Origin of the sequence: Nocardia suismassiliense (genome assembly GCF_900269665.1) — a bacterium.
In the GTDB taxonomy this organism is placed as follows: domain Bacteria; phylum Actinomycetota; class Actinomycetes; order Mycobacteriales; family Mycobacteriaceae; genus Nocardia; species Nocardia suismassiliense.
This window is the reverse complement of the sequence record NZ_LT985361.1, coordinates 6,165,019-6,176,672: the sequence shown is the minus strand read 5'-3', so window position 1 is coordinate 6,176,672 and position 11,654 is coordinate 6,165,019. Positions and strand designations below refer to the sequence as shown.

Annotated in this window: 9 protein-coding genes; 3 read left to right on the top strand and 6 right to left on the bottom strand. The window is 66.7% G+C overall.

Annotated features, from left to right (window positions below; translation table 11 throughout):
* The first annotated feature begins 98 nt into the window (after positions 1-98).
* The gene (locus DBO33_RS27330) at positions 99-1,094 is read left to right on the top strand and encodes an ATP-binding cassette domain-containing protein (protein WP_107657636.1); all 996 of its coding nucleotides are present in this window, start codon (positions 99-101) and stop codon (positions 1,092-1,094) included.
* A 62-nt stretch (positions 1,095-1,156) separates the two neighbouring features.
* Positions 1,157-1,939, top strand: a complete 783-nt coding sequence (locus DBO33_RS27325; protein WP_107660618.1) for an ABC transporter permease — start codon at positions 1,157-1,159, stop codon at positions 1,937-1,939.
* 534 nt (positions 1,940-2,473) lie between these two features.
* On the opposite strand, the gene DBO33_RS27320 is transcribed toward DBO33_RS27325, so the two are convergent.
* A complete protein-coding gene (locus tag DBO33_RS27320) occupies positions 2,474-3,403 on the bottom strand; it encodes an alpha/beta fold hydrolase (protein WP_107657635.1) in 930 nt (309 codons plus the stop codon).
* 1,363 nt (positions 3,404-4,766) lie between these two features.
* A complete protein-coding gene (locus tag DBO33_RS27315) occupies positions 4,767-5,102 on the bottom strand; it encodes an RNA polymerase-binding protein RbpA (protein WP_040731279.1) in 336 nt (111 codons plus the stop codon).
* A 280-nt stretch (positions 5,103-5,382) separates the two neighbouring features.
* Here DBO33_RS27315 and DBO33_RS27310 point away from each other — a divergent pair, with 280 nt between their 5' ends.
* Positions 5,383-5,718 carry a hypothetical protein gene (locus tag DBO33_RS27310; protein WP_107660617.1) on the top strand — a complete coding sequence of 112 codons (336 nt, stop codon included), beginning with the start codon at positions 5,383-5,385 and terminating at the stop codon, positions 5,716-5,718.
* 392 nt (positions 5,719-6,110) lie between these two features.
* Here the strand turns inward: DBO33_RS27310 and DBO33_RS27305 are convergent, their stop codons facing one another.
* The 4 genes from DBO33_RS27305 to DBO33_RS27290 all read right to left on the bottom strand — a co-directional run bounded on the left by DBO33_RS27305 (position 6,111) and on the right by DBO33_RS27290 (position 11,649).
* Positions 6,111-7,220, bottom strand: coding sequence for a hypothetical protein (locus DBO33_RS27305; protein ID WP_325050747.1), 1,110 nt, complete (start codon positions 7,218-7,220; stop codon positions 6,111-6,113).
* Between the two features lie 676 nt (positions 7,221-7,896).
* Positions 7,897-8,307, bottom strand: coding sequence for a YybH family protein (locus DBO33_RS27300; RefSeq protein WP_107657634.1), 411 nt, complete (start codon positions 8,305-8,307; stop codon positions 7,897-7,899).
* Positions 8,308-8,747: 440 nt separating this feature from the next.
* A complete protein-coding gene (locus DBO33_RS27295) occupies positions 8,748-10,148 on the bottom strand; it encodes an APC family permease (RefSeq protein WP_107657633.1) in 1,401 nt (466 codons plus the stop codon).
* Between the two features lie 355 nt (positions 10,149-10,503).
* The gene (locus DBO33_RS27290) at positions 10,504-11,649 is read right to left on the bottom strand and encodes an LLM class flavin-dependent oxidoreductase (RefSeq protein ID WP_107657632.1); all 1,146 of its coding nucleotides are present in this window, start codon (positions 11,647-11,649) and stop codon (positions 10,504-10,506) included.
* Between the last annotated feature and the right edge of the window lie 5 nt (positions 11,650-11,654).

Genomic DNA, 11,654 nt, shown 5'->3' with positions numbered 1-11,654 from the left:
GCGCACGGCGGGGTCGAGTGCCAGCGAGGTGGGGTCGTGAGCGCGCGTCAGCGAGGGAGCCGACGGCACGGTGCGTCTAGTCCTAGCGAGGTGGAGTCGTGAGTCTGGCGGTAGAAGTTCTCGGTTTGGTCAAGAGCTACGGCAAGATTCGGGTGCTGGACAACATCGACCTGCAGATTCCGGCGGGCACGGTGATGGGTCTGCTGGGGCCGAACGGTGCGGGCAAGACGACGACGGTCCGCATCGTCACCACTCTGCTGCGCCCGGACAACGGGTCGGTGCGGGTGGCCGGGGTAGACGTGCTGCGCAATCCGGGCGCGGCACGGCGGCGGATCGGGTTGTCCGGTCAGTACGCCGCGGTCGACGCGAATCTGTCCGGGTACGAGAACCTGCGCATGGTCGCGCGGCTCTACGGCATGTCGCACAGTGCAGCCACCAGCCGCGCTGAAGAACTGTTGAGCGCGTTCGGGTTGGACCATGCCGCGCACCGCCGGGCAGGCACCTACTCCGGTGGCATGGCGCGGCGACTCGACCTGGCCGGCGCGCTCGTCGCCCGGCCCGCGGTGGTGGTGCTCGACGAACCGACCACCGGACTCGATCCCCGCGGCAGGCTCGACATGTGGCGTGTCATCGGCGATCTCGTCGACGACGGCACCACCGTGCTGCTCACCACCCAGTACCTGGAAGAGGCCGATCTGCTCGCGGACCGGATCACCGTTATCGATCGCGGACGGGTGATCGCGCGTGGTTCTGCGGACGAGTTGAAGATGTCCATCGGCGGCGACCGGCTCACCATCACCCTCGCCGCCGGTCAGGACGTCAAGCCCGCCTTGACCGTGCTCGCGCAGGTCGGCATCGGCGAGCCCAGTCACGAGGCGGGCACCGACGAGGCGTCGATCGTGGTCGGCGACGGCTCGCGCACCATGGTCGAGGCGCTGCGCCGGCTCGACGACGCGGGCGTGTGCGTGGTGGACGCCAACGTGCACCGTCCGAGCTTGGACGACGTATTCCTTTCTCTCACCGGCACGCCGGCCCGAGACGGGGCCGACCGCCAGCCAGAAACCGATGACGTACAAGAGGAGATTCTGTCGTGACTGCGGTGGTCGATACCCCGAAAATGCCAGCGGTGCAGCTCGATTCGGGGCCGCGGCTGCGGATCTTCCGGGACAGCGCGATCGTCGCCTACCGCAATCTGCTCACCATCCTGCGGGTGCCGACGTTGCTGGTGACCGCGACGATCCAGCCGCTGATGTTCGTATTCCTGTTCGCCTACATCTTCGGGGCATCGCTGGGCGGCAGTCAGTACCGCGAGTTCCTGCTCGCCGGAATCTTCACGCAGACAGTCGCTTTCAACGCGGCCTTCACCACCGTCGGGCTGGCCGGTGACTTGCAGAAGGGCATCATCGATCGGATGCGGACGCTGCCGATGTCGCGGCTGGCCGTGCTGATGGGCCGCACCCTGTCCGACCTGGTCGTCAATGTGCTCAGCGTCGCGGTGATGGTCGGCTGCGGTTACGTGGTCGGCTGGCGGATCAACGGCGGAATCGCCGACGCCGCACTGGCTTTCGGCGTAATCCTGCTGTTCGCCTTCGCCATGTCCTGGGTCGGCGCGCTCACCGGCCTGCTGTCACCCACCGTCGAAGTGGCGCAGAGCGCAGGCCTCATCTGGCTGTTCCCCCTGTCCTTCATCTCCTCGGCCTTCATCTCCGCCGAAACCCTCCCCGGCCCCCTGCGCACGATCGCGGAATGGAACCCGATCACCGCGGTCTCCGCCGCAGGCCGCAAACTCTTCGACAACGACGCACCCCCCACCTTCGCCCCCGCCACCGGCTGGGCCGCCGATCACTGCGTCGGCTACGCCATCGGCTGTTCTGTCGCCATCTTGGCGGTAGCGGTACCGCTGGCGCTGCTCCGCTACCGAAAGGTGGCTAGCCGCTGAGATCGAAGGTGGTCGGCCGCTGAGTTCGGAAGGTGGGTCGGCCGCTGAGCGCGGAAGGCGGCTGGCCGCTGGAGTCCGGAGGGTGGCCAGTCGCTGGGGCCGGAGGATGGTTGCCGCTGCGTCAGGAAGGTAGCTGGCCGCTGAGCCCGAAGGTAGTCGGCCGCTGAGGCCGCAGGTGGTCGGCCGCTGAGGCCGCAGGTGGTCGGCGGCTAGGACCCAGAGGTGGCCAGGTCGCTAGGGCCGGAAGGCCGGTGGCCGCTGAGGCCGGACGTGGTCGGTCGCTAGGACCGGAGGTGGCCAGGCTGGTAGGGCCGGGGGTGGCTGGCCGCTTAGTTCGGAGGCTGCGAGTCGCTAGGGCCGGAAGGTGGTCGGTCGCTGAGTCCGAACGTGGTCAGCGACCGACCGGAGGTGGCTGGTTATTGAGCCAGAATGGCGGCCAGCGGCTAGGGCCTGAGGTGGCCAGCGGCTAAGTCCGGGGCGACTCGCCGCTGAGGCAGGAGGTGGCCAGCCGCTGGTTCGGAAAACGGCCAGCCGTTAGGTCCGGATCGCCCGGTGAATCGTCTCCCGTGCCGCCGCACCCTCGGGTGTCGGACTGGTCGCCCAGATATGAATCATCTGCGGCGCCTCGTGGTAGTCGAGGTGGGTGCCGGTGAAGGTGGGCGCCATGGCCGCGTAGTTGCGGGCTTGGCAGTTCAGGATGTCGTAGGTGCCGCTGAGTACGAGCAGGCGGCCGAGGTGGTCGTTGTTGCCGAGGATCGGGCTGACCCGAGGGTCGGTCGCCGGCAGGTCGCCGCAGTACAGGCTGCCGAAGTAGCGGCACCCCGCCGGGCTGAGGAACGGGTCGAGCTCATCGAGCTCGGCCATTTCCGGCTCCTGGTATCGGTTGTCGAGCACCGGCACGATCAACACGGTCACATGTGGATTCGGCACACCCCGATCGCGCATGATCTGCGCCGCCGCCAACGTAATGGTCCCCCCGACGGAGTTCCCGACCAGACTCACCCGCTCGGGACCTTCCTCGGCGATCACCTTCGCCACGAAGTCGGCGAGCATGTCCGGCACAACCTCGCCGGTGCCCTCGGGTGCCAACGGGTACAGCGGAATGATCAGGCTGGCAGCGGTTTCGGTGATCAGCTCTGCGCACATGTCCCAGCTGGCGTCAGACATCCGCAGCACGAACCCACCACCATGGGTGTACACAACGGTCCGCTCCGGCACCCGATCCCGCTCCGTCGCTGTGTAAATCACCCACTCGTTGCCATGCGGATCAGTCGCGACTTCCGTTTCGACCGCGAACTTCGCCAGGAAATCCGCAGGCGGTTCCTTCGGCATCGGATACTTCCGCGTCAACTCGACCGTGGCTTCGGCGGCGTCAACCGTCACCACCATCTGCTTGATCCCCGATTTCCAGGTCTCCTCGGCAAACCGCTGTGCCTCCGGACTGACCTCGACGCTCTGCGTCATCTGCGCCCCCCAAATTCGTTTATCCAGTTTTCCGTCATGCTGAAGGACCAAGTACCCCGCCCGCTCCTGATCGAATCCTTGTCCGCCCAGTGCCTTCGGCGAAGGTGCACCTGCCCGATAGGTGCCGAAAGGGCTCCCCAGGTGAGCAGTCCAGTGAGCTGAAGACCTAGCCAGGTTTTCCCGTGAGTAGTGCTGGGCGCGTCGTGTGCCGTACCCGGCTTACCTCTGCGGTCGGTCACGCGGCGCTCAGTTCCAGCGTGGTCATCTGGCTGTGGTTGCGTTTCGAGAGCTTCGGGGAATGGAACATGTTGGGGGCAAGGTGGACTCACGGACTGTGTATACCGTTCACAGGCCTTGTCGCCCGTTGCCAGGATGATCGTGCGACATACGGTGTGCGTGGGTGTGGGGAGCGGAGTGAGAGGTACGCGCGGGCTGTGGGATTGCCCCACTGCTGGCGGGGTGCGGTGGTTGCCATCAAGATCCGCACTGGCTCTCGGGTTCCGCACCCAAGGCGGGGGTCCCAAGCGGGTGCGGATCCCGAGAGTGGGTGCGGATTATGCTGGCAGCGGCCAGTTTTCGTGATCGACGGGTATGGGGGCGGGAATACGCGGGGAAGTACGCCATGACGTCCCACTCGAAACCGAACCGATCACCCAGCGGGACATAGGAGTCGGAAAACGCGAGTAAGCCCACCGTGATGTCCCACTTGAGGTTGGGCCGAGCACCGAGCGGGACACAGGGGTGGGAAAACGCGAGTAAGTCCACCGTGATGTCCCGCTCGAGGCCGAGCCGAGCACCCAGCGGGACTTAGGGGTCGGAAACCGTGAGTAAGTTCGCGGTGATGTCCCACTCGAAGCCGAGCCGAGCGCACAGCCGGACACAGGGGTGGGGAACGCGAGTAAGTCCACCGTGACGTCCCACTTGCGGCCGAGCCGAGCACCCAGCGGGACTTAGGGTCGGAAACCGCGGGTAAGTTCGCCGTGATGTCCCACTCGGTACTCAGTTGCTCACCCAGCGGGACATGGCGGCGGCGAGCCGCGCGCTTGGGTGCCACTGGGCTCCGGTTGACCATGAACGAAGCGCCAGAGGGTATGCGAAAGGCCGCCTACATCTTTCGACGCAGGCGGCCTTTTCGTTTACCAATCTCCTGGCCCTGGGTACACCCTTCGGCCTGCAAGGCCTTCCGGCCTGCGGTGGGCCTTGGGCCTGCAAGGCCTCTCAGTCAACCAACCTTCCGGCCGGGCGTTGAAACCTGCTGGCCTGCTGGATATACCGACTTCCCCGGTTTGGCCTTGGAACCTTCCGGCCGGCAAGGCCCTTTCGGTTCAATAACCTTCAGACCCAACAGCGAACCCGGCAGACCCTAAACCCGGCGACGAGTCTTCAGAAGATCGAGGCGCTCCTTCAACAGCTCCTCCAGCTCTTCCTTACTCCGCCGCTCCAGCAGCATGTCCCAGTGGGTGCGCGGAGGTTTGACCTTCTTGGTCTCAACGGTGGTGCCTTCGATCAGCATGCCTTCCTGACCGTTGCGGCACAGCCAGGTCGGGGGGATTTCGGCGTCGTCGGCGAACGGGACGTCGAATTCTTCACCGTTGTCGGTGCGGTACCGGGCGATCCGACGCGGAGCCAGGTCGTGGTCGCGATCGGTCTCGTAGCTCACCGCTCCGAGCCGACTGCCCCGGAGTACGCGATCTGCCATGGTGTGCCTCTCCCTGTGTGCTCGAGTCTTGTTGCTGCGACCGTACGAGCGTCTGGTGCTCGCTGGACCTTATGTGCAACGAACGGGCCTGCGCCGATAGTTCCCGACGGGCCACGGAACCGTTCCATTGTAGTGCCATCGGCGTGCCGACCTCGCCACGCCCGCCATCCGGCGGTTCAAGGGGGTCGTTGAGCGGCTGAGGGCGGTCGAAGCATTAAGGTTCTGCGTCATGTCGAGCCGCTTGTTGTCCTGCCTGACTTGCCGCTAGGGGGTGTGTTCCATCTCTGATCGTCGTCACTCTCGCCAACTGTCCTGCCTGTGGTGTGGGCGAGAGATCGTGGAGTCGGAGGCCGGGCGTCGCCGCCGGTACTGCCGTCAGTCCTGTCGTCAACGTGCCTACGAACACCGCAACAGCCTCAAGGGCACGGGGATCCCCGACGATTCCGTCGTCCTGAGCGCCCAAGAGGCCGCCGACCTGGCCGACCGCTGGTTCGCCGCCCGCTGCGCCGCCGAAGACGTCGCCATCGCCATCGAAGAGAACGCCAGCCCCGAAGAACTGGCAACCCTCGGCAAAACCCTCCTCGAACTAACCCGCGACGCCGAACGATTGCGTTGACCTGCGGCGCCGAACGATTGTGCTGACCAGCTGACGAAGGTAGTGCTGGCTGCCCGCCGAAAGTCGGTGCTGACCTGCGAGGTGGGCGCCTATGTTCACTGGCGACGGCGCGCGCCGCCCGTTGGCTGCGAGCGCCGGTTCGTGCGGGTGACGCCGCACGCCTGCGTTGACGCGCGAACCGAATGCCCACGCTGACCTGCGGCAGGCTGCCTGGGCCCGCCCGCGACGCGACGCGACGCCCACGTCGACCAGACCCGCACCGCTGACTTGACGTAAGTTCCGTGCTCTTGACTGCTGTTGCAGCATGCGTCAGGAGCGCGGAACTTACGTCAGGTGGGGATGGCGGCTTTGCGGTCGAACCAGCGGTCGGCTAGCTCCGCATGCGGGGTCGGTTAGACCCGAGCGCGGGGGGTGTGGGTTGCTAGCGGCTGAACCAATGGGAGGGGCATGGTGTCGGTGTCCGCGGTGGGATCGTTGGGCTCGGGATGTGTGCGCGCTCGCCAGTAGACGGCGCCGAGGAGTAGGGCCACCCCCGCTGTGAGGCCGACGAATGAAGTCAGGGTGGTGGTGTCTGGGTGGATGAGGGGCTGGGCTCGTATTGCCTGGGTGAAGACGATGGTGAGTAGGCCGGTGTAGCCGAGGGCTAGTACGCCGACCAGTGCTGCTCTGGTGCGTTCGGGGCGCAGCCAGGGGTAGCGGGGGGCTAGCCAGGCCAGCGCGATGACGGTGAGGAGCAGGATCTGGATGCCGTGTAGGCCGACGAAGTGCGGGACGCGGAGGTCGCCGCCGATGGTGCTCCAGTTGGTGATCGGCATGCCTGGTGCGGCGTCGCGGGGGGAGAGGTCGCGGCTGGCGGGGTCGATGACGGTGTGGCCGGAGATCAGTTCGATCACTTTGCCGTTGGTGTCACGCACCAGCTGCTTGCCGGTGTATCCCATCAGATAGCCCATGGCCATGCCGGTGACGGCGAGGGCCAGCCCGAAGTGAATCGCCCGGGCCGTCGGCCGGTCCACCAGGCGCTGCCACGACAAGATCACCACGATGACCAGGTTCGCGAGGAAGAGCCCCGGCACGCCGGACATGAAGATGCGCTGACCGATCTCGTTGACGGGATCGGTGTCGAAGTTGTTGAAATGACTGAACGTTCCGCGCGCCGCCTGCACGGCGATGAAGCCGACATCGAGGACGCCGGCCACCGCAAACGTCGTGCCCAGCCACCAGGTCGCGCGACTTCCCTTGTGCGGCAACGACAGCAACCATGCCAGCGTGAGACCGTAGAGGGCGAAAGCGAAACCGAACTTCAACGGCTTCAACCAAACCGACTCGCCGAGCAGCATCCGGTCGTCGACAAGCAACCCCACCAGCGAGGTGACGGTCAGCACGGTCATGACCAGCGCCATCCAGGTCAGCGGCCGATGCAGGCGAGCAACGGATCCGGTGCGGCGGCGATGCCGCACCTGCGCCGACCGGTCGGCGACCGCGGCGGAATGTGATGTGGGCATGCATCGAAGGTAGGAATCGTCACCCTCGGAACACGTCCCGCCGCAGCACTATTCGCGTCTAATACCGGGGTACTGAGATGGGTGACAACCCCCGGTGCCGTGGGATGAGCGTGCCGCGGGACGGGCGGCAGCGCTCACCCATCGCTTCCGCGACGCGGGGTTTGGTACGAGGCCATTCGTCGCTCGGGCGGCGGGGAATCCGCCCGGTCACCACCCGCATAGCAGGGGATCTGCCCGAACATCGCTGGGGCGGCGGGGGATCTGCCCGGCCACCACTCGCGCGACGGGGTATCAGCTCCACCCTCGGTCGTGGAGCGGGGGTTCTGCCCGGCCATCGCTCGTGCGGTGAGAATCTGCCTGAACATCGCTCGCGTAATGGGGATCCGTCCGGCCACCACTCGCATGGCGGGGAATCTGCCCGACCTTCACTCGCGCGGCGAGGCGGTCCAACTCCGGTCATCCCATCGCTGCTGCGGCGGGACGTTTGTTGTCCGACGGTCCATCGTTCGCGCGGTGGCCGTTTCGTTGCTGCAGCTCTCGACCACTCGCTCGGCGAAACGTTTGGTGGTCGTGGCGGCGAGCCGTCATCGAGGCCTGATCGACGCCCCGCCTGTCCATTACTCCTGCGGCAAGCCGGGACCGCGGCCGGACAACCCTCCGCCCGGCCGCGCAAAATTCAGACGGCGGGCAGGCTGGCGTCGGGGAACGAGTGGTGTTCGTGCGCCACGATCCACCGCTCGTTCTCCTTGCGCAGGCCGAGGGTGAGGCGGAGCCGCCGGCCTGGGTTCGTGGCGAAGTCCTCGGCCGTGCCGCACAGCAGCAGGGCATGGGCGAACGCGACGTCGGCGCCCGCCGTGACGTCCAGGGAGACGATCTCGAACGTCGCCCCCTGCGCCTGCCACTCGAAGAAGTGCGGCCACGCTGCCTGGTAGGCGTCGATGCCGCGCAGACCTTCGTCCGGCGGCGGCACATCGAACATGACGATGTCGGGGGCGTGATCGGCGAGAACGGCGGCCAGGTCGCCCGCGTGCACGGCGGCAGCCCACCGCTCGATCAGAACCCGGATCGTCTTCTCGTCGTCCGACATCGTTCATCGTCCCTTCATACGGCGCCTCACCAGTCCGTTCGGCATGCAGTGAGCCTGCCGAAAAGACGCATGGGGCGCAATGGATTCCGTGTCTTATGTGAGATATCCCGACCTCTACGGGCCGGTTTTCGCTGCTAGGACGGTGCCGAAGTCCGATCCGGGAGCCGAATCCAAGCCTGGCCGCGTTGTCGTCGCGACGGGGCCTGAGCCGACAAACCGCGCGACGGGCCTGATCCGACAAACTGCGCGATGGGGCCTGATCGGACAAACTGGACGCACGGTCTTCAAGGTGGCAGGCGTGGTCTTGCTCGGCCCAATCATGTCGATGATCCATCCCCGGACGCTCCCGTCCGGACTACGGCACCAGGCCTAGCGGGCGGCAACAGGCGCGAGCGTCCAGCGTTCGCGCCCGTATCCGACGTCCGGAGTTCGACACCGCCCTAGCGGACAGCCACCGGCGCGAGCGTCGAGCGTTTGCGCCCATATCCGAGATAAACCGCGACGCCGACCAACACCCACACCGCGAACCGCACCCAGGTCAACCCATCCAACGTGGTCGCCAGCAACACGCACCCAACCAGCGCCAGCACCGGAACCACCGGCACGAACGGGGTGCGGAACGGCCGCTCCCGCTCGGGCTCCGCCTTCCGCAACACCAGCACCCCGATGCACACCACCGCGAACGCGGACAGCGCACCGATATTCACCAGCTCCACCACGATGTCGATGGGCAGCAGCCCGGCGATCGCCGCACAGACCGTGCCCAGCAGCAACGTCAGCCGCACGGGCGTGGACCGCTTGCCGGTCTGCGCCAACCCGAAGGGCAGCAACCGATCTCGGCACATCGCGAACCCCAGCCGCACCTGCGCATACACGATCATCAGCAGACCCTTGGTCAACGCGATGATCGAGGCGATCACGATGACGTTGCCGATCCAGCCGATCTTCAACCCGTCGAATGCGGTGGCGATCGGCGCCCCGTTGTTCAGCGTCGCGAACGGCGCCATACCGGTGAGCACGGCGCTGACCAGGGCATAGAGCACGGTCGCAATGAGCACCGTGCCGATGATGGCGAACGGAATATCCCGGCGCGGATTGCGCGCCTCTTCCGCCGAGGCGGCGACGACGTCGAAGCCGAGGAACGCGAAGAACGCGATCGCCGCACCCCCGATGATGCCGCTGACGCCGAACGGCGCGAACGGCGTCCAGTTCTGCACGTCGATGTGCGGCGCACCGACCGCGACCACTAGCACCAGCACGCCGATCGTCACGCCGACCAGCACCTTGGTGATCCGCGCGGTCAGCGACACCTCACCGACCAGCACCGCGACGATCGCTCCGATGATCAGCATCGCGGGCAGATTCACGATCCCGCCCTCGGTCGGCCCCGCCGCGATAGCTTTCGGAATGGTGATGCCGAACAACGAATCCAGCGCCGACACCGTGGTCCCCGACCAGCCGATCGCCACCGCGGCCCCGGCAATCACGAACTCCAGCAACAGATTCCAGCCGACCAAGAACGCGGGCCCCTCGCCGAGGGTCGCATAGGTGTAGGTGTAGGCACTGCCGGACACCGGCACCATCGCCGCCAGCTCGCTGTAGCAGAGCGCGACCAGCACACACACGGTGCCGGCCAGCACGAACGACAGCACGATCGACGGCCCGGCTTTTTCCGCGGCGGCCACACCGGTGATCACGAAGATGCCCGCGCCGACAATGGTGCCGACACCCATCGCCGTGAGGTCGATGCGGCCGAGCCTGCGCGCCAGCGTGGGCGCTCCATCGGACATCGCGGTGTCGGGCAAACGGCGGCGCCATCGCTGAGCGGCTGGGGTGGTCATGACTCCCTTACGAACTCGTCCAGAGGTCCCGCCTGAGCGCCGAACCGACAGACCATTCTCGTAGGAGTGCGTGCGCCGCCGTCAACTGGGGGTCTGCTACCTGCGCAAACGCACGCCTACTGACTTCCCGCATACCGAATCGCATGCGAAACCGTGTGCGGGAAATCAGTAGGCGTGCGGCGGCACAGCTCAGCAGCCGGGCCCACGAAACGTGTAGAAGTTGGCGGGCATGCGATGGCGGTTCAGCACCTGAATCGCCTGCGAAACATGTGCGGGAATCAGTGTGTGTGTGGTCAGGCGACCGACTGGATCGCCTGACACCACACCCCCGCGAAACGCATGGGAACGGAGCGCGTCAGCTGCTGGACGACGCCGCGAACGGCGTCGCAACCGGCGCGGCGACGGGCCGAGACGGATGCGTCCACAACCCCTTGCGCTCGAGAATCGGCAGCACCCCTTCACCGAACCAGTACGCCTCCTCCAGATGCGGATACCCGGACAGGATGAAGTGGCTGATCCCCAGCTTCGAGTACTCGACCAACCGCTCGGCAACCTCGGCGTGCGAGCCGACCAGCGCCGTACCCGCCCCACCCCGCACCAGCCCGACCCCGGCCCACAGGTTGGGTGCGATCTCCAGCCGATCGGTGGCACCCCCGTGCAACTCGGACATCCGACGCTGCCCCTCCGACTCGCTGCGCGCCAGGCTCGCCTGCACGCGCTCGATATCGGCCGGATCGATGCCTTGCAGCAGCCGATCCGCCTCGGCCCACGCCTCTTCCGAGGTATCGCGGCTGATCACGTGGATGCGCAGACCGTAGTCGAGGATGCGCCCCTGATCGACGGCCAGCCGCCGGATCCACTCCAGCTTCCTGCTCACCGCGAGCAGCGGTTCACCCCAGGTGAGGTAAGTGTCGGCGTAGCGGGCCGCGACCGGACCGGCCGGTGCGGAGGATCCACCGAAGAACACCGGCGGAATGGGGTCGGGCCGGTTGCTCAGCAACGCGTCGCGGACGTGAATGTGCTTGCCCTCGAAGGTGATCGGCTCGTGCGAACGCCACAGCTCGCGCACCACGTGCAGGAATTCGCCGGTTCGGGTGTACCGCTGTTCTTTGTCCAGGAAGTCGCCGTAGGCCTGCTGCTCGTGCGGCTCGCCGCCGGTCACCACGTTCAGCAGCAGCCTGCCCTGCGAATGCCGCTGGAAGGTGCCCGCCATCTGCGCGGCCAGCGTCGGGCTGACCAGGCCGGGGCGCAGCGCGACCAGGAACTTCAGCGTCTCGGTGGTGTCCACCATCATCGCCGTGGTGAGCCAGGCGTCCTCGCACCAGGCACCGGTCGGGGTGAGAACGGCCTCGAAGCCGTTGTCCTCGGCGGCGGCGCCGATCTGGTTCAGGTAGCGCAGCGTCGCGGGGCGGTCGCCGGACATGAAGGTGCCGTGCCCGCCGGCGACCAGGCCGCGCGAATCGCCGTAGGTGGGCAGGAACCAATGGAACGACAAAGTCATGGAGC